Source organism: Actinoplanes italicus (genome assembly GCF_003001815.1).
GTDB lineage: Bacteria > Actinomycetota > Actinomycetes > Mycobacteriales > Micromonosporaceae > Actinoplanes > Actinoplanes italicus.
On the sequence record NZ_PVMZ01000025.1, the window covers coordinates 99,208 to 117,363 of the forward strand.

The following is an 18,156-nucleotide window of genomic DNA, read 5'->3' on the forward strand; positions in this document are numbered from 1 at the left end:
CCTCGTGATCCCGGTTACGCTGCGGCGATGCGGTCACTGATCTCACCCAGGCTGCTTCTGCGCGAGTGGGAGGAGAAGGACATCGACTTCCTTCTCGACATGTATTCGCGCTGGGAGGTGGCGCGTTTTCTCGGCGCGGCGCCACGTGTGCTGTCCGGTCGCGACGACGCGGTCGCGACGCTGACCCGCTGGCGGGACCGGCAGGACGACGTGCACACGATCTGGGCGATCCAGGACCGGGCCACCGGTCATCTGCTCGGCACCGCACTGCTTGTCCCGCTGCTGGCGTCGGGCGAGAAGCTGCTTCCGGCCGGGGAGACCGAGATCGGCTGGCACCTGCACCCGGACGCCTGGGGCAAGGGGTACGCGACGGAGGCTGCCAACGCGGTGATGTCGTACGCCGCCCGTTCGGGGGTGAATCCGGTGCTGGCCGTGACCTATCCGGAGAACACCGCGTCACAGGCGGTGTGCCGGCGGCTCGGCATGCGGCACGTCGGGCCGACCGACCGCTACTACAACGTCACCCTGGAGCTGTTCACGACCGGCGAGTGAAAGAACGGGCCGCCGACGAGAGGCGCGGCGGCCCGGCAGATCACTTCTTCTTGTCCTTCTTGGACTTCTTGGCCTTGGCGGGGGCCTCTTCGGCGACCGGGGCTTCCTCGACAACCGGCGCTTCCTCGACAACCGGCGCCTCTTCGACAACCGGCGCCTCTTCGACGACCGGCGCCTCGGCGGCGGCCTTCTTGGACTTCTTGGCCTTCTTGGCCTTGACCGGCGCCTCGACGACCGGCGCGGTCTCGACCTCTACCGGCGCCTCGACAACCGGCGCAGCCTCGGCCTCTACCGCCTTCTCGGCCTTCTTCTTGGTCTTCGCCACGTCGGCCTCCTTTCACCTGTAACCCTCACGCGGTACCAACCGGCGCGCGTGTGCAGGTGACTGTAGATGATCTTGCGAAACCTGTGGTTAGCGAGAGCGAAGTCAAATGTTCACCATCCTGCAGACCGGAAAGAAAGGTCGGGCCAAACCCAATTACGACTCCCGGTGACACAAGCAGACGTAGGGTGAGCCGGTGGTCCGCAAGCGAGTCCTGGTGTCCGGCCTGGTCCAGGGCGTTTTCTTCCGCGATTCCTGCCGCCGGGTGGCCTGTCGGCACGGGGTCCGGGGATGGGTTCGCAACCTACCCGACGGCCGGGTCGAGGCGGTCTTCGAGGGCGACGCCGATGGCGTGGAACGCCTGCTGACCTGGTCCCGGACCGGCCCGACCCGGGCGCGCGTGGACGGCGTGGAGGTCCACGACGAACCGGCCGAGGGGTTCGACGCCTTCCAGATCCGCTGACCGTCCGAACTGGACTCCGTATTCGAGTTGCCGCACCTCCCGGGCACCGGTAGACGTGGAGGCATGGCGAAACTCGACGATCCCGGACTGTTCGGCCGCCATTGGGCGGCGCACTACGACAGCCCCGGCAACCCCGATCCCGCACCGGCCGTGGACTTCCTCGCCCCGCTCGCCGGCGACGGCCCGGTGCTGGAGCTGGCGATCGGCAGCGGCCGGGTCGCCCTGCCCCTGGCCGAGCGCGGTGTCGAGGTCGAGGGCATCGAGGCGTCGCCGGAGATGATCGAGCTGATGCGAGGCAAGCCCGGCGGCGACCGCATCCCGGTCACCGTCGCCGACATGGCCGACGTGCCGGTGACAGGCGGCCCGTACCCCCTGGTCTATCTGGTCTTCAACACCCTCTTCAATCTGACCGTGAAGGGCCGCCAGGAGGACTGCTTCCACAATGTGGCCCGCGTTCTCGCACCCGGCGGCCGGTTCGTGATCGAGGCGTTCGTGCCCGACGACGCGAAGTTCGACCAGGAGGAGCGCGAGGTCCAGGTCTGGTCGGTCACCGAGGACGAGGTCAGGGTCAGGATGCATCGGTACGACCGGACCGAGCAGTCCTTCGTCCGGCAGACCGTTGTCTTCACCGACGGCGGCGTACGCCTGCAGCCGTTCGGCATGCGCTATCAGTGGCCGGAGCAGATCGACGCGATGGCCGCGGCCGCCGGCCTGGAACTGGAGGCCCGTTACGCGAACTGGCAGCGCGAGGAGTTCGGCCCGGAGAGCACCGACCACATCACGGTCTATCGCAAGCCGTCCTGACCGTCACGGCTGAACATCACCGCGCACTCCACGGCGCGCCGCCAGTTCGCATACTCGCCTGCGCGCCGGCCGGAGTCGAGTCCGGGCTTCCAGCTCCCCGCCCGGTGCCGGTTGGCCCGCAGATCACGCTGGTCCGACCAGTACCCGACGGCCAGCCCGGCGGCGTAGGCGGCACCCAGCGAGACGGTCTCGGCGACCATCGGGCGTACCACCGGGACCTGCAGGAAGTCGGCGACGATCTGCATCAGCAGGTTGTCGGCGGTCATGCCACCGTCCACGTTGAGGGCGGTCAGGGCCAGGCCGGAGTCGGCGTTCATGGCGTCGACGACGTCACGGGTCTGCCACCCGGTCGCCTCCAGCACCGCCCGGGCCAGATGGGCCTTGGTGATGTACGAGGTCAGGCCGACGATGACGCCACGGGCCTCGCTGTGCCAGTACGGCGCGAACAGCCCCGAGAACGCCGGGACGATGTAGCAGCCGCCGTTGTCCTCGACCGTCCGGGCCAGTGTCTCGATCTCCGAGGCGGTGCCGATCAGGCCGAGCCCGTCGCGCATCCACTGCACCAGCGATCCGGCGATCGCGATCGAGCCCTCCAGCGCGAACACGGGCGGACGGTCGCCTATCCGGTAGCCGACCGTGGTGATCAGGCCGTGGCTCGAGCGGACGGGGGTGGTGCCGGTGTTCATGAGCAGGAATCCGCCGGTGCCGTACGTGCACTTGGCCTCGCCCGGTTCGAAGCAGGTCTGCCCGAACAGCGCGGCCTGCTGGTCACCGATGGCCGCAGCGATCGGCACGCCGGGAAGAACGGCGCCGGCTGTCCCGTACACCTCTGAAGATGATCTTATCTCGGGGAGCATGGCGCGCGGGACGCCGAAAAGGTCCAGCAGCTCGGGGTCCCAGTCCAAATCGGTCAAATTCATCAGCATCGTACGGCTGGCGTTGGTCACGTCGGTGACGTGCAGAGCTCCGCCGGTCAGGTTCCAGATGAGCCAGGAGTCCATGGTCCCGAACAGCACGTCGCCGCGCTCCGCCCGCTCACGCAGGCCCGGCGTCCGATCCAGCAGCCACTGGATCTTGGTGGCCGAGAAGTACGTGGCGGGCGGCAGTCCGGTCCGGCTCTTCAGGAACTCGGCGTCCAGAGTGGAGACGTCGGTGCGGGTGTCCTGCCAGACGATCGCGGGCGCCACCGGAACGCCGGTCGACCGGTCCCACAGCACGGTCGTCTCCCGCTGGTTCGCGATCCCGATGGCCGCCACCTGCGACGGGTCGACACCGCGCAGAACCTTGCGGATCAGTCGCTGCAGGTCACGCCAGATCCGCGCCGCGTCGTGCTCCACCCACCCCGGCCGCGGGTAGGACTGCGGATGCTCGGCCCGCTCCACCGCCACCACGGTGGCCCGCCGGTCGAACAGGATGCACCGCGTCGAGGTGGTCCCCTGGTCCACCGCCAGCACGTAGCTCATCCCGCCACGTCCCGCGAGATCGACCGTGCCGCCGCCACCACGTGCTCGACCAGCGCCGGCCGGGCCTGCCGCCGGGTGTCGGTGAGCCGCTCCACCGGCCCGGCGATGCCCACCGCCCCCACGACGAGGCCGCCCGAGGTGCGTACCGGCGCGGCGATCCCGGCCACACCCGGACGCCACTCCTCGACCGAGAGCCCCCAGCCACGGGTGCGGGTCTCGGTGAGCGCGTCCGCAAGCTCACGGCGATCGATCAAGGTCCTTCTGGTGTACGGGTCGAGCCCGGCCGCCACGGCCGACTCCTCCGCCGGCGCCGAGTAGGCGAGCAGCACCTTGCCCAGCGCGGTGGCGTGTAGCGGTAACCGGACCCCGGTGTCGAGGGACTGCGCCGAGTCGTCCGGCCGGAACACGTGGTGCACGACGAGGACCCGATTGTCGTCGAGCACGCCCAGGCGTACCTCCTCGCCGCTGCGCGCGGCCAGCGCGTCGGCCCAGTTGAGGGCCCGTCCGCGCAGCTCGTTGGCGTCCATCCCGGCCGAGCCGAGGTCGAGCAGTCCACGGCCGAGCCGGTAGCGGGCGGTCCGCGGGTCCTGCTCGACGAACCCGACGTGTTCGAGCGTGCGCAGGATGCTGTGTGCCGTCGATTTCGGCAGACCGAGCGCGTCGGCGATCTCCTTGACCCGCAGCCGGTCGGGCCCGGCGGCGAGCAGGCGCAACACGGCCGACGACCGTTCGATCGACTGGATCATCCCCGGCACGTGCGACATTGTCGCACGCCTCCCGTTGCCGCACCCCGGATCCGTTCATAGCGTCGGCGGTCAGAGAGCACCGGGTTCGGCGGGGAGGGCACGTGGCGCAGTACGTCGGGGCGATCGATCAGGGCACCACCAGCACGCGGTTCATGATCTTCGACCGTTCGGGCACGGAGATCGGCCGCCACCAGCTGGAGCACCGGCAGATCCAGCCGCGCTCCGGGTGGGTCGAGCACGACGCCGCGGAGATCTGGGAGAACACCCTCAAGACCATCGCCGTGGCGCTCGCCGACACCGGGCTCGCCGCGTCCGACCTGGCCGCGATCGGCATCACCAACCAGCGCGAGACGGTCGTGCTGTGGGACTCCGCGACAGGCACCCCGGTGGCGCCCGCGATCGTCTGGCAGGACACCCGCACCGACTACCTGGTCGCCGGCCTCGACGAGGAGCTCCTGCGCGAGCGGACCGGCCTGCCCCCGGCGACCTACTTCTCGGCGCCGAAGATCCAGTGGCTGCTCGACCACACCCCCGGCCTGCGGGACCGTGCCGTGCGCGGCGAGGTGCTCTTCGGGACCGTCGACAGCTGGCTCATCTGGAACCTGACCGGCGGAGCTCTGCACGTCACCGACGTGACCAACGCCAGCCGTACGATGCTGATGAATTTGACCGATCTTGATTGGGACCCCGAGCTGCTCGGCCTGTTCGGGATCCCGCGGGCGATGCTGCCGGAGATCCGGTCGTCGGCCGAGGTCTACGGCACCGCCGGGACGGTGCTGCCCGGCGTGCCGATCGCCGCCGCCATCGGTGACCAGCAGGCCGCGCTGTTCGGGCAGACCTGCTTCGAACCGGGCGAGGCCAAGTGCACGTACGGCACCGGCGGATTCCTGCTCATGAACACCGGCACCACCCCCGTCCGCTCGAGCCACGGCCTGATCACCACGGTCGGCTACCGCTTCGGCGACCAGCGGCCGGTGTTCGCCCTGGAGGGCTCGATCGCCGCGTGCGGCTCCGCCATCCAGTGGCTGCGTGACCAGCTCGGCGTCCTGGACACCGCCGGTGACAGCGAGACCCTCGCCGGGCGGGTCGACGACAGCGCCGGCGTCTGTTTCGTGCCGGCGTTCTCCGGCCTGTTCGCGCCCTACTGGCGGCCAGACGCCCGCGCCGCGATCGTCGGCCTGTCCCGCTTCCACACCGCCGCCCACATCACCCGGGCCGCGCTCGAGGCGATCTGCTACCAGACCCGCGACGTCGTCGAGGCGATGGCCCAGGACTCCGGGACCGTCCTGGACTGTCTGCAGGTCGACGGCGGCGTCACCGCCAACGCGCTCTGCATGCAGCTGCAGGCCGACATCCTCGGCGTGCCGGTCAGCCGGCCCGCCGTCGCCGAGACCACCGCGCTCGGCGCCGCCTACGCCGCCGGGCTCGCGGTCGGCTTCTGGGCATCGCTCGACGACCTGCGCGCCAACCGGCACGAGGACCGGCGGTGGCAGCCGTCGTGGACCCCGGCCCGGCGCGCGGACGGCATCACCCGCTGGAGAGCGGCCATCGACCGCAGCCTCGACTGGGTCAATCTCACGGAAGAAGGACCACGATGAAATCCGGAGTCATCTCACCCCAGGCCCGGGAGAAGGCACTCGCCACCATGTCGTCCGGCGAGGAACTGGACGTGCTGGTCGTCGGCGCCGGCGTGGTCGGGGCCGGCTCGGCGCTCGACGCCGCCACCCGCGGCCTCTCCGTCGGCATCCTCGAGGCCCGCGACTTCGCCAGCGGCACCTCCAGCCGCTCCAGCAAGCTGATCCACGGTGGCCTGCGCTACCTGGAGATGCTCGACTTCGGCCTGGTACGCGAGGCGCTGCGCGAACGCGGCCTGCTCATCCAGAAACTGGCGCCGCACCTGGTACGCCCGGTGCCGTTCCTGTACCCGCTGCAGAAGCGGGCCTGGGAGCGCCTCTACGTCGGCGCGGGCGTGGCCCTGTACGACATCCTGGCGCTGTCCGGGGGCGGTGCCGGTGTGCCCGTGCACCGGCACCTGAGCCGGGTCGAGGCGCTCAAGGCGTTCCCGTCGCTGCGGCCGGAGACGCTGGTCGGCGCGATCCGCTACTACGACGCCCAGGTCGACGACGCCCGGCACACCATGTTCCTGGTCCGCACAGCCGTCGCGCACGGCGCGCACGCGGCGTCCCGTACCGAGGTCATCGGTTTCCTGCGCGAGGGCCGCCGGGTCGTCGGCGTCCGCGCGCGCGACCTGGAGACCGGCGCCGAGCTGACGATCCGCGCCCGCACCGTGATCAACGCGACCGGCGTGTGGACCGGCGACAGCCAGGCGCTGCTCGCCGGCGAGCGCGGCGAATTCAAGATCACCGCGAGCAAGGGGATCCACCTGGTGGTGCCGCGCGACCGGATCGCCGGCCGCACGGGCATGATCCTGCGTACGGCCACGAGCGTCCTTTTCGTGATCCCATGGGACCAGCACTGGATCATCGGCACGACCGACACGAAGTGGGACCTCGACAAGGCCGACCCCGCAGCGTCCGCCCACGACGTCGACTACCTGCTCGACGAGGTCAACAAGGCCCTCGCCACCCCGCTGACCCGCGACGACGTGCAGGGCGTCTACGCCGGTCTGCGCCCGCTGCTGTCGGCCGAGGCGGCCAGCACCGCCAAGCTGTCCCGCGAGCACGCGGTCGGCAACCCGGTGCCCGGCATGATCGTGGTGGCCGGCGGCAAGTACACGACGTACCGGGTGATGGCCCGCGACGCCGTCGACGCCGCCGCCCGTGACATGGCCACCCGGGTGCCCCCGTCCTGCACCGACCAGGTCCCGCTGCTCGGCGCCGACGGCTACCGCGCCGCCTGGAACCGGCGCAACGCCCTGTCCCGCGAGTCCGGCCTGCACCCGACACGGATCGAGCACCTGCTGCGTCGATACGGCACGCTGATCGACGAGGTGCTCGCCCTGATCGAGGCCGACCCGTCGCTCGGGCTGCCGCTCGACGGGGCGCCCGGGCACCTGCGCGCCGAGGTCGTCTACTCGGCCAGCCACGAGGGGGCGCGGCATCTGGAGGATGTGCTCGCGCGGCGTACCCGCATCGCCTTCGAGACCCCGGACCGCGGTGTCGCGGCAGCCCGCGCCGCTGCCGCCCTGATCGCGCCGGTCCTGGGCTGGACCGGGGCCGAGGCCGGCCGCGAGGCCGCCGCCTACGAGTCGCGGGTCATCGCCGAGCTGGCCGCCCAGGAACAGCCCGACGACGCCACGGCCGACGCCACCCTCCGCCGGACGGCCCTGGCCGCCGCCTGATCCCCGGGGGTTCCGGCAGCTGAGGGGTCTGCCGGAACCCCCGTCCTCACCTCAGCAACTCCCCGCGCAGCCGCTCGTCGCGCAGCACGCCGACGACATCCGCGACGTCCGCGAGAACGATCGCGGCACCCGGAAGATTCACCTGCCGCAGCATCGCCTGACAGACGTCGGCGCACGGCTGCTCCCGGATGATCCGGACCAGGGCCTCCGGCCGATAGGCGCCCTTCCCGGCTGCGGCCTGCGGCCAATGCCGCAGGCACATCACCACCACGCTGTACGCCTGCAGACGCCCCCGGGCCAGGACGGGCCGGTTCAGGCCGAACACCTCGATGCTGCGCTCGCCCTTGTCGGTCAGCGGGCGGTACTCGCCGACCGACAGCGACAGCATCAGATGCTCGAACGGATCCTCGGCAGACGGGTCGATCAACAGCGGCCTCCCCCGCTCGTCCACCGGGAACCGGTCGCGTTTGTGGTGGCTGTTGCAGTGCGAGCAGGCCAGCAGATGGTTGAGCCAGTCGAAGGTGCGCAGCGGGTTGCGGGCCAGCGGCTCGTGATGGTCGATGTCGGTGCCCTGGTTGTCGCCGCAGTACATGCACCGCTCGGCACCCGGCGCCATGCCCGCCAGCACGGCCCGGACCGGGACGGTGACCTGCGTGCGGGTGCTGCTGCGCTGCCACAGCTCACGTGCCGTACCCGCGCGTTCGCCGGCGTCCGCGTCGCGGATCCCGGCGGTCAGCACCGCCATCCGGCTGCTGACGTGAGGCGGCAGCGCGGCCCGCACGATCGGGATCACGTCGGCGGTCAGCCGGCGTCGGCCAGGAGCCCGGCGGCCAGTTCCACGGCCCGGGTCGCCGGTGAGCTCGACAGCCGGTGGCGGAGCTGCTCGTAGCGGCGCACAGCGTCGGCACCGGCCCGCCCGGCCAGCACGTCGGTCTCCAGGGAGACGAGTTCGCGGCGCAGCCGGACCGCCTCCTCCGAGTACGGCGTGTCCAGCCCGAACAGGTCGGAGACGACCGCGTCGTCGCCGCTGCCGTACACGATCCGCTCGTATCGGGCCTGGTCGACCACCGTCGGCGGCTCGTCCTCACCCGGGGCCGGCAGCCGGATCAGGCCCTGCTCGTCGGCGGCCTGGCAGACGTAGGGGCTGTGCGTCGTGACGATGAACTGGATCCGCGGGAAGTGCCGCTTGAGCCAGACCCCGATCCGCTTCTGCCAGAACACGTGCAGGTGGGCGTCGACCTCGTCGATGAGGACCACGCCCGGATCGGTGACCGTCGTCGTGCCGTCCCGCTCCTCGACCGCCAGCCGCCCGTACGTCCGATGCAGTTGTTTGAGCAGGTCGACCACGAGTGCCGCGACGGTCCGGTAGCCGTCGCTCATCTCCCGCAGCGGGAATCGGCGGTTCCCGTCGCGCACCCACAACCCGTCCGAGTCGACGTCATGGATCCGGAAGCCGTCCGGCAGCAACCCGTCGCCGAGGACCGCGAGGGCAGCCTGCTTGAGCTCGGCCGCACCCGGGCGGCCCTCCAGCGCCCGCAGATGCTGCTCGATCAGCCAGGTCACGCCTTCGGCCAGGGAGGCGTCCTCGTGGAAGAGGCTGGTCATCCGCCCGGCGGGACCGGTGTTCAGCATGAGCCGGTGTGCCTCACCGGAACCGCCGGCGAGCCGCCGGAACGGGCCGTACGCGGCGCAGAACCAGCCGGCCGGGTTCTCACTCCACGGCCCGGCCTCGGCGAGGCGATCCACGCCGTCCCCGAAGTACACGGGTCGCAACAGGGGACGCAACTCGGTCCGGTTGGGTGAGGTGGGCCGCAGCAGGCGCCAGCCCAGGCCGATCCGGAAGATGTCGGCGGCCGGGAGATCATCGCCGAGAAACCCGTCGGCCTCCGGGTCGGGTGTCAGCCACACCGACGACAGGCCGAAGTCGGCACCGGCCGACACCCACGTCCCGAAATCGTCGACCAGGCCGCGCGCCACCGCGGGACCGGCGACAGCGAGCGCCATCGCCCGTAGCAGGGAGGTCTTTCCCGAGCCGTTGCGCCCGGCCACCACCGTCCAGCCGGCGAGCGTGCCGTCCGGCCGGGTGAGATCGAGCGAGACGCGGCGCGCACCGCGGAACCCGCGCACGTCCTCGAGCCTGATCTCTTTGATGTACACGGCCACAGCTTACTGAGCCGCCCCTGCCGCCCCACCGGACGCAACCGAGCCGTCTCACCCCGTCCCGGCCGCCGGGTGGCGGGGTACGCGGTGTGCGCTCGGGTGGCCGCCCGGCGGCTCGGCAGCGGCGCCGCCGGGCAACGGCGGCGGGCCGCCGAGTGGGGAGGACGGACTGCCGGCCTGCGGTGGTGGTCGCCCCGAGTGGGCGGCCGTGCCGAGGGCGAACGTCACGGCCGCGCCCATCGTGACGGCACCGCAGAGCAACAGCGTGCCGGTGTAACCGAGCAGCGAGACGGCGCCGCCCGCGAAGACTCCGGCGACCACCATGCCCGCGGTGGTGGCGTTGGAGAACAGTGTGGTGGCGCGGCCGGTGGCGGGAGCCATCACGTCCTGGAACCAGCGGATGCCGGCGGCACCGACCACGGCGACGGCGATGCCACGGATGACCTGGCCGACGATCAGCAGGGCCAGGCCGCGGGCCGCCACGGTGACAGCGAAGAAGAACACGAAGCCGCTCATGCCGGCCAGGATGACCAGGCGCTGACTGATCCGGGCCGGCACGGCGGCCAGCAGCAGGGCGGCGACCACCTCCACGGCGGCGCAGACGCTGAACAGCACGCCGACAGCCGAGTCGGACTGGGCGAGGTCACGGGTGACGAACAGCGGCAGGGCCACCGAGCCGGCGAACATCGCCGTGTAGAAGAGGGTGACGCTGCCGGTCAGCAGGACGGCGGCGGTTCTCGGCAGGCCGGGGCCCGGGTCGGCGCCGTGCCGGCCGGGCGGGCCCGGCGGACCCGGTGGGGGCACCGCGACCAGGACCCAGACCGCCGCCACGACGAGGACCACGGCCGCCGAGCGGAGGATGGCGGAGAATCCGGCGGCGGTGAGGACGGCGGCGCCGAGCAGCGGGCCCGTCGCCCAGGCCAGCGACCACACCGACCGCAGCAACGGCACCGAGCGGCCGGCCGCCGGTCCGTCGCCGAGGACGTGCCGGGCCAGCGAGAACAGTTGCGGGAAGGCTGCCGCCAGGGCGCCGAGCAGGGTTACGGCGAGAAGGATCAGCAGCGGGTACGAGCGGATGACGGTCATCAGCCACAGGGCGACACCGCCGGAGAGCATGGCCGCCGCGGCGTACCCGCGTGACGGCCGCACATCGAAGCCGCGCCCGGCCAGCCAGGCGATCAGAATGCCGCCGGCGCCGTGGATCGAGACGAAGAGGCCGGTTTGCAGCGGCGTCAGTCCGGCGACCTCGGTCACGAAGAGGACGAAATAGGAGCCGACCATCGAATCGGCGACGCCGAGCAGCAGCACAGCGACAGCCAGTGACATCGACATCGCTCAAACAGTAGCGCCGGTGACCGAGAAAATCAGCAGCGATTCCGGCTCCGGGACACGGAAACCACGGAACCGGCCGGGATTCAGGCCCAGATTCGCAGGAAGAAGAACCCGAGGAAGTCGATGATCGTCAGCAGGATCGGGTAGCCGGTCGGGAAGAAGGCGCAGACCAGCAGGACCAGCGCGCCGATGTTCTTGTCCTCGAACCAGAGACGCATCCAGCTCATGCTCGGGCCCGGTGTGCGCAGGGCGTTCCACAGCACGCCGAAGCCGTCCAGCGGAGGGATCGGGATCAGCGCCAGCAGGCCGAAGCAGAGCAGCCCGCCACCGAGCGACAGGACGGCCTGCGCGCCGTACGGCAGCGGCAGCCCGCGCAGGATCCAGCCCGGATTGATCCCGCCCAGCACCTCCGCCGGATAGAACAGCGCGAACCCGGCGATCACCACCTCACCGGCGAGGATGCACGCGACCGGCCCGGCGGCGAAGACCGCGGCGGCCCGGCCCCGGCCACGCCAGCGCGGCACCTCGTCGACGGACAACTGCCGGCCCCACCCCGCGCCGGCGATCAGAGCCGACACCGCCCCGAACGGGTCGATGTCCTGACGCGGGCTGAACCGCATGACCGGGCGCCCGTCACCGAGCCCGACGACGCGCGCCGTGAACCGCATGGCGGCGGAGCGCAACACCAGAGCGAGTAGGAAGGCGACGAGCAGGGCGGCGAACGCCACCGGGTCGCCTAGCGCGAAGAGCACGGATGCAGGACCTAGCCTCGTTCCGCCTGTGCGGCGATGACCTCGCGAGCGAGCTGACGGTAGTTACGGGCGCCGGACGACGCCGGATCCAGCGTAGTGATCGGAGCGCCGGCAACGGTCGACTCCGGGAACTTGACCGTCTTGGTGATGACCGTCTGGTAGACCTTGTCACCGAATGCCTCGACCACACGCTGCAGGACCTGACGGCAGTGGGTGGTACGGGAGTCGTACATCGTGGCGAGGATGCCCTCGAGTTCGAGGTCGAAGTTGAGCCGCTCGCGGACCTTGTCGATGGTGTCCAGCAGCAGCGCCACACCACGGAGGGAGAAGAACTCACACTCCAGGGGGATCAGCACGCCGTGCGCGATGGTCAGCGCGTTGATCGCCAGCAGGCCCAGCGAGGGCTGGCAGTCGATCAGGATGAAGTCGTACTCCTTGCGCACCGAGCGCAGCGCCCGGGCCAGCGCCATCTCCCGGGCGACCTCGTTGACCAGCTGGATCTCGGCCGCCGACAGGTCGATGTTGGCGGGCAGCACGTGCAGGCCGTCGACGTCGGTCTTGATGATGACGTCCTCGGTGGCGACGTCGTCCTGCATGAGCAGGTTGTAGATGCTCAGGTCGAGGTTGTGCGGATTGACGCCCAGTCCGACCGAGCAGGCGCCCTGCGGGTCGAAGTCGACCAGGAGGACCTTGCGGCCGTACTCCGCGAGGGCTGCGCCCAGGTTGATCGTGGTGGTCGTCTTACCGACGCCACCCTTCTGGTTCGCCAGCGCGATGATGCGGGCCGGGCCGTGCTTGTCCTTCGGCATCGGCTCGGGGATCGGGCGGCGCATCGTGTAGGCGGTGGGGTCGGCGGGACCCAGATCGGCACCGAGATCCAGGGAGTTCTGCTGTTCGCGGAGCGTGGAAGTCCAGGCCTCCGCACGCCCGCTGTTCCCTGACATCAACCTCGCCCCCCTTCGACTCGCAGCCGAGCCGATGCCCGACTGTACGCCAACCGTGCCGCCACGCCGGGCTCAGTCGTCGGCGTGTCGCGCCTACGCATCCATAGCCTCTAACGAGCCCGCGGGTGTGCGGTCGCGTACACCTCCCGGAGGCGTTCGACGGTCACCAGGGTATACACCTGCGTCGTGGTGACCGAGGCGTGTCCCAGCAGTTCTTGCACCACCCGAACGTCTGCCCCGCCGTCGAGCAGATGCGTCGCGTACGAGTGACGCAGTGTGTGCGGGCTCACCGCGTACGGACCCTCCACCGGAAGACCCGCGGCGATGGCGCAGCGGTGCAGGACCGTCCACGCGCTCTGCCGTGACAGCCGGCCGCCGCGCGCGTTCAGGAACACGGCCGGTGTGCCCCGGCCCGACTCGGCCAGCGCGGGCCTCGCCCGTACCAGATAAGCCTGAACAGCGGCCCGGGCGTAACCGCCGACCGGGACCACCCGCGTGCGCCCGCCCTTGCCCCGCAGGATCACCGCGGGCTCGGTGTCCAGTGTGAGGTCGTCGATGTCGGCGCCGACCGCCTCGGAGATCCGCGCGCCCGTGCCGTAGAGGAACTCCAGCAGCGCCCGGTCGCGCAGCCCGAGCGGCGAGTCGGCGCCCGGCACGGCGAGCAGCCGGCCGACCTGATCGGAGTCCAGTGCCTTGGGCAGGCGTTTCGGTGGCGCGGGAAGCCGTACGTCCGCCGCCACGTCGTGCGCCACGAGCCGCTCCCGGGCCGCGAACCGGTGCAGACCGCGCACCGCCGAGATGGCCCGCGCCGCGGACGCCGAGGCCAGACCCTCCTCGCGGAGCCGGGCCAGATGCCCGGTGACGTGCGCCTCCCGCACGTCACCGAGATCCTCGACACCCTCGGCCACCAGACCCTCGGCGTAACGGTCGAGGTCACGCCGATAGGACGCGAGCGTGTTGCGGGACAGGCCACGCTCCACGGTCAGGTGGTCCAGATAGGCCTTCATCACCCGGTCGAGAGTCAGCGGAGCACCTCCGTCAGCGATATCGAGCGCATCCCGTGCGCCTCCGCCACCGGTCCGTAGACCACGTCTCCGTCGAACGTGTTCAGACCCGCGGCCAGGGCGGCATCGGCACGCAACGCGCCGCGCCATCCGCGATTGGCCAATTCGAGAGCGTACGGCAGGGTGACGTTCGTGAGTGCGTAGGTGCTGGTGTGCGGCACCGCCCCCGGCATGTTCGCGACGCAGTAGAACATCGACTCGTGCACCGGGTAGGTCGGGTCGTCGTGCGTGGTCGGCCGCGAGTCCTCGAAACATCCGCCCTGGTCGATCGAGATGTCCACCAGCACGCTGCCGGGTTTCATCCGCGACACCAGGTCGTTGGAGATCAGCTTCGGCGCCTTCGCACCCGGCACCAGCACGGCGCCGACGACAAGGTCAGCGTCGAGGACGGCCTTCTCGATCTCGTACGCGTTCGACGCGATCGTCTGGATGTGTCCCCGGTAGTCGGCGTCGACCGCCCGCAGCCTTGCCACGTTCTTGTCCAGCAGCAGCACCTCGGCCTGCATGCCGAGCGCGATCGCCGCCGCGTTCAGTCCGGACACGCCCGCGCCGATGACCACCGCCTTCGCCGCGTACACGCCCGGCACACCGCCCATCAGCACGCCGCGCCCGCCGCCCTGGCGCATCAGGTGATACGCGCCGACCTGCGAGGCTAGCCGTCCGGCCACCTCGGACATCGGCGCTAGCAGCGGCAGCGAGCGGTCCGGCAGCTCGACCGTCTCGTACGCGATCCCGGTCACCTTCCGCTCCAGCAGCGCGTCCGTGCACTCCTTGGACGCCGCCAGGTGCAGGTAGGTGAAGAGCACCTGGCCTGGCCGCATCCGGTGGTACTCCTCCGGCACCGGCTCCTTGACCTTCAGGATCAGATCACCGGCGCCCCAGACCTCGTCGGCGTCCGGCAGGATCGCCGCCCCAGCAGCGCGATAGTCACTGTCCGTGATCGACGAACCCGCACCGGCACCGGACTGCACGACGACGTCGTGGCCGTTGCGGGCGAGCTCGTAGACACCCGCCGGGGTGATCGCCACCCGGAACTCGTTGTTCTTGATTTCGGTGGGAATGCCGACCTTCATCTGCCGGACGTTACCCCTGACCTGCTGATCTTTCCCGATTCGTGCACCGGCGTCCCCCGGTCGGCGGTCCTGGCTGTACGGTTCCACCCGATGAGCGGCTTTCCCTGGCTTCTGGTGGACCAGAACACCGACGACGGTGAACTCGTGATCGCCGCCTGCTCCGAGATCGACGGGCTGTTCGTGGAATCACCCGAGCCGCCGGTCGAGACGTACACCCTCCTCGGCTGCGAACCGGCCGGCCGGCTGCGCGCCGCCTGCGACGGCACCGGGCCCGCCCGGCTGGGCAACGTCGGCCTCGACGCGATCCACCCGCCCGGCTCCAAGCACCCGCCGCACTGCTGGCACTGCGCCGAGGAACTGCTCGACATCACCGTGGTCGACGCCCGGCGCTCCGATCTCGGCCGCGGACTGCTCGACGTGACCCTCGAGGGGCGGCTGCGGATCGAGGAGCTGGCCCGGTTCACCCGCGGCGCCGACCGGGCGCCCGACGCCGACGGATACCTGCTCGTCGGGGTGGCCGGGCACGGCGAGGAGGACTTCGGGATGTGCCGGGAGGTGGCCGGGGTGTTCCGGTCGCGGCCCGCGCCCGCCCCGCGCGGCGCCGCTCTGCTCGGCTGCCGACCCGAGCCACCGCTGCAGCGCGCCATCGACGCACTCAACCGCGGCGCGCCCGGCCGCCGGCGATGGGTCAAGGGTTCCATCTTCAGCGTCGACCGCGACGGTACGGCCGTCGGCATGGTCGGTGCCGGGCTCGGTGCCGAGGTCGCCGAGGTGCATCCGTCCCGCCTCGGCGACGGACTCGTCGACGTCATCCTGGAGCCCACCTACGGCGACGCCATCGGCGGCCCGCGTCCGGCCGGCGCCCGCACCGTCTGGCAGCGCTGGCGGGCCGGGCGGCCCGACGTCCACGGCGAATGGGCAGAGTACGACGCCGACCTGCGCCACGAGTGGGCCGGTGTCGCCCTCGCCCATCACGCGGTGCGGCCCGACCGGCCGTCCGGCACCCGGTATCACATGGCCGGGCGGCACGTCACCGACGTCGAAGGGTTCTTCTGCGCCATCGGTGAGGCCGTCAACGGCCCCGGCGGCTACTTCGGCTGGAACCTGGGCGCGCTGCACGACTGCGCTAACGGCGGGTGGGGAGCCGCGCCCGGATTCCACCTGGTCTGGCACGATTCCGAGGTGGCCCGCACGCACCTCGTACCCGGTTATGACCGGCGCTGGTGGACGCCCGCCGTGACGATGGACGACCTGCTCGGGTACCTGGCGGATTCCGGGGTCGACGTCGAGCTGCGCTGACCGGTTCTGGTCAGGCAAGACACGCACGGGTAGATTCCGGACATGCCCGTCGATCTCAACACTTCTCTGCCGCATTCGGCGCGGATCTACGACTTCCTGCTGGGCGGCAAGGACAACTTCGGCGCCGACCGCAGGGCCGCCGCGGAGATCGTGAAGCACTCCCCCAGCCTGCCGATCTCGATGCGCGCCAACCGCGACTACCTGGCGCGGGCGGGCCGCTATCTCGCGGCGGACCTGGGCATCCGTCAGTTCCTCGACATCGGCACCGGCCTGCCCACCTCGCCCAACCTGCACGAGGTGGTCCAGGCCGTCGACCCGGCGTCGAAGGTCGTCTTAGTGGACAACGACCCGATAGTGCTGGTCCACGCCCGGGCCCTGCTCACCTCGGGGCCGGCCGGGTCGACCGCCTATCTCGGGGCGGACCTGCGCGACACCACCGCCATCCTCGGCTCCGACGAGGTCAGGGCCCTCGACTTCGACCGGCCGATCGCGATCAGCCTGATGGCGATCCTGCAGTTCATCGTCGACGAGCAGGAGGCCTACCGAATCTTGGACGCTCTGCTGGAACCACTCGCCCCCGGCAGCGCGCTGGCCGTCTCGACGGTGACCGCCCACAACGAGCAGGCCGTCCAGGGTGCGAAGGCGTACACGGCCCGCGGCATCCCGGCGAAGCCGCGCACCGACGACGAGGTCCGCCGTCTCTTCCGCGGCCTCGAACCGGTCGACCCGGGCATCACCCTGGTCAGCCGCTGGCGGCCCACCGGCCCCACCCCCGACGACTTCCACGTCCAGATGTCCGGCGGCGTAGCCGTAAAACGCTGATCACCGCACCCGAACCCGCGCCGCGCCGCCCGCACCGCGCCGCCCGCACCGCGCCGCCCGCACCGCCCGCCGCCGTTTCGCCGTCTCGCCGTCTCGCCGTCTCGCCGTCTCGCCGGCGATCTTGTGAGGTTCGGGTTGCGATGGCGACGAAACCTCTCAAGATCGCTGGCGGGGTTGTGTCAGGCGGGGATGTCGCGCTTGTGCACGGTCAGGCTGTGTGCGTCGCTGTCCGGTTCGTCGAGTCCGAAAGCGATGACCCGCCGCGGGTGGACACGGATGATCGGCTCGGGCCCGTCGACCGCCTCACCGACGCCGCGGATCTCCAGGCAGCGGACCCGCCACGGGTCCGTCGACGGCAGGTCGTCGACCACGAACGCGACCCGGCCGTTGGCCGCGACATTGCGGAACTTCCGGCTCGCCGCCATCCGGAAGCCGCGGATGTCGATCGTCGACGTCTCCTCGTTGTAGTGAAAGCCCACCGGACTGACCTGCAACGTCCCGTCCGGCTGAACCGTGGCCAGCCTTCCGAGCCGCTGCCCGGCAAGGTATTCGATCTCGACCGAGTTGAGTGCCATCCGCCCAGCCTGAAACCTCAATCGAAGTTGAGGTCAAGGGGTCAGGCGACGAATATGCAGAAGATGTGGCCGTCCGGATCGGCGTAGGCCCTCAGCGGCTCGTCCGGGTCGTCGCGCCGGTCGAAGCGCAGCGTGCCGCCGAGTTCCAGCACCCGCTCGTGCTGGCGGTCCAGTTCCTCCACCGAGTCGACCGACGTGTCCAGGTGTGCCTGCTGGGGCACCTCGGCGTCGGGCCAGCTCGTCGGGCGTACGCCATCGGTCTGCTGGAACGCCAGGCGCCACGAACCGTCGGGTGGCAGCAACACCAGCCACCCGGTCTCCCGCTGGTCCCCCGAGCCCGCCGGAGGCGGCTCGTCACCCTTGCGGTACTCCAGGCCGAGCAACTGGCGGTAGAACTCGGCGAGACGACGCGCGTCGGTGGTGTCCAGCACGAAAGACTGGAGCTTGGGTACGGTCATGGCCGTCCACGTACCCGCCTAGAGTG

At 70.9% G+C, this 18,156-nt stretch carries 19 protein-coding genes; 7 read left to right on the top strand and 12 right to left on the bottom strand.

Features of this window, described 5'->3' with window-relative positions:
• Positions 1-27: 27 nt before the first annotated feature.
• Positions 28-552 carry a GNAT family N-acetyltransferase gene (locus CLV67_RS42185; RefSeq protein WP_106329016.1) on the top strand — a complete coding sequence of 175 codons (525 nt, stop codon included), beginning with the start codon at positions 28-30 and terminating at the stop codon, positions 550-552.
• A 40-nt stretch (positions 553-592) separates the two neighbouring features.
• On the opposite strand, the gene CLV67_RS42190 is transcribed toward CLV67_RS42185, so the two are convergent.
• A complete protein-coding gene (locus tag CLV67_RS42190; RefSeq protein WP_106329018.1) occupies positions 593-877 on the bottom strand; it encodes a hypothetical protein in 285 nt (94 codons plus the stop codon).
• A 193-nt stretch (positions 878-1,070) separates the two neighbouring features.
• Between CLV67_RS42190 and CLV67_RS42195 the strand changes: the two genes are divergently transcribed.
• Together CLV67_RS42195 and CLV67_RS42200 are read left to right on the top strand one after the other, a co-directional pair.
• On the top strand, positions 1,071-1,337 hold the full coding sequence (locus CLV67_RS42195; protein WP_203737483.1) for an acylphosphatase: 267 nt from the start codon (positions 1,071-1,073) through the stop codon (positions 1,335-1,337).
• A gap of 63 nt (positions 1,338-1,400) precedes the next feature.
• Positions 1,401-2,141, top strand: a complete 741-nt coding sequence (locus CLV67_RS42200) for a class I SAM-dependent DNA methyltransferase (protein ID WP_106329020.1) — start codon at positions 1,401-1,403, stop codon at positions 2,139-2,141.
• Here CLV67_RS42200 and glpK (CLV67_RS42205) read toward each other — a convergent pair.
• Complete coding sequence (gene glpK / locus CLV67_RS42205) at positions 2,123-3,604, bottom strand: glycerol kinase GlpK (RefSeq protein WP_106329022.1); 1,482 nt, start codon at positions 3,602-3,604, stop codon at positions 2,123-2,125. The two genes, CLV67_RS42200 and glpK (CLV67_RS42205), sit on opposite strands and share 19 nt — an antisense overlap.
• Positions 3,601-4,359: an IclR family transcriptional regulator gene (locus CLV67_RS42210; RefSeq protein ID WP_106329103.1), complete on the bottom strand. Its 759-nt coding sequence runs from the start codon at positions 4,357-4,359 to the stop codon at positions 3,601-3,603. Before CLV67_RS42210 ends, glpK (CLV67_RS42205) begins: the two co-directional genes overlap by 4 nt.
• 92 nt (positions 4,360-4,451) lie before the next feature.
• Here CLV67_RS42210 and glpK (CLV67_RS42215) point away from each other — a divergent pair, with 92 nt between their 5' ends.
• Positions 4,452-5,948 (top strand): glycerol kinase GlpK, encoded by a 1,497-nt coding sequence (gene glpK / locus CLV67_RS42215; protein WP_106329024.1) that lies wholly within the window; start codon positions 4,452-4,454, stop codon positions 5,946-5,948.
• Positions 5,945-7,651 (top strand): glycerol-3-phosphate dehydrogenase/oxidase, encoded by a 1,707-nt coding sequence (locus CLV67_RS42220; RefSeq protein ID WP_106329026.1) that lies wholly within the window; start codon positions 5,945-5,947, stop codon positions 7,649-7,651. The genes glpK (CLV67_RS42215) and CLV67_RS42220 overlap by 4 nt, the downstream gene beginning before the upstream one ends.
• Positions 7,652-7,697: 46 nt before the next feature.
• Here the strand turns inward: CLV67_RS42220 and CLV67_RS42225 are convergent, their stop codons facing one another.
• The 7 genes from CLV67_RS42225 to ald form a co-directional block, all read right to left on the bottom strand.
• Positions 7,698-8,444 carry an HNH endonuclease family protein gene (locus CLV67_RS42225; RefSeq protein ID WP_106329028.1) on the bottom strand — a complete coding sequence of 249 codons (747 nt, stop codon included), beginning with the start codon at positions 8,442-8,444 and terminating at the stop codon, positions 7,698-7,700.
• Positions 8,445-8,452: 8 nt separating this feature from the next.
• Positions 8,453-9,808 carry an AAA family ATPase gene (locus tag CLV67_RS42230; RefSeq protein WP_203737481.1) on the bottom strand — a complete coding sequence of 452 codons (1,356 nt, stop codon included), beginning with the start codon at positions 9,806-9,808 and terminating at the stop codon, positions 8,453-8,455.
• A gap of 54 nt (positions 9,809-9,862) precedes the next feature.
• Positions 9,863-11,143, bottom strand: a complete 1,281-nt coding sequence (locus CLV67_RS52360; protein WP_106329030.1) for an MFS transporter — start codon at positions 11,141-11,143, stop codon at positions 9,863-9,865.
• An 83-nt stretch (positions 11,144-11,226) separates the two neighbouring features.
• On the bottom strand, positions 11,227-11,895 hold the full coding sequence (locus CLV67_RS42240; protein ID WP_106329032.1) for a zinc metalloprotease: 669 nt from the start codon (positions 11,893-11,895) through the stop codon (positions 11,227-11,229).
• Positions 11,896-11,906: 11 nt separating this feature from the next.
• A complete protein-coding gene (locus CLV67_RS42245) occupies positions 11,907-12,839 on the bottom strand; it encodes a ParA family protein (RefSeq protein ID WP_106329034.1) in 933 nt (310 codons plus the stop codon).
• Positions 12,840-12,949: 110 nt separating this feature from the next.
• Complete coding sequence (locus tag CLV67_RS42250) at positions 12,950-13,846, bottom strand: site-specific tyrosine recombinase XerD (protein ID WP_106329036.1); 897 nt, start codon at positions 13,844-13,846, stop codon at positions 12,950-12,952.
• A gap of 14 nt (positions 13,847-13,860) precedes the next feature.
• Entirely contained in the window at positions 13,861-14,976 is a 1,116-nt protein-coding gene (gene ald / locus CLV67_RS42255) for an alanine dehydrogenase (protein WP_106329038.1), read from the bottom strand.
• A gap of 90 nt (positions 14,977-15,066) precedes the next feature.
• Between ald and CLV67_RS42260 the strand changes: the two genes are divergently transcribed.
• Both CLV67_RS42260 and CLV67_RS42265 read left to right on the top strand, forming a co-directional pair.
• A complete protein-coding gene (locus tag CLV67_RS42260; protein ID WP_106329040.1) occupies positions 15,067-16,275 on the top strand; it encodes a barstar family protein in 1,209 nt (402 codons plus the stop codon).
• Positions 16,276-16,317: 42 nt separating this feature from the next.
• Positions 16,318-17,097 (top strand): SAM-dependent methyltransferase, encoded by a 780-nt coding sequence (locus tag CLV67_RS42265; RefSeq protein WP_106329042.1) that lies wholly within the window; start codon positions 16,318-16,320, stop codon positions 17,095-17,097.
• A 179-nt stretch (positions 17,098-17,276) separates the two neighbouring features.
• On the opposite strand, the gene CLV67_RS42270 is transcribed toward CLV67_RS42265, so the two are convergent.
• Entirely contained in the window at positions 17,277-17,672 is a 396-nt protein-coding gene (locus CLV67_RS42270) for a PPOX class F420-dependent oxidoreductase (protein WP_106329044.1), read from the bottom strand.
• Positions 17,673-17,713: 41 nt separating this feature from the next.
• The gene (locus tag CLV67_RS42275) at positions 17,714-18,130 is read right to left on the bottom strand and encodes a VOC family protein (protein ID WP_106329046.1); all 417 of its coding nucleotides are present in this window, start codon (positions 18,128-18,130) and stop codon (positions 17,714-17,716) included.
• Between the last annotated feature and the right edge of the window lie 26 nt (positions 18,131-18,156).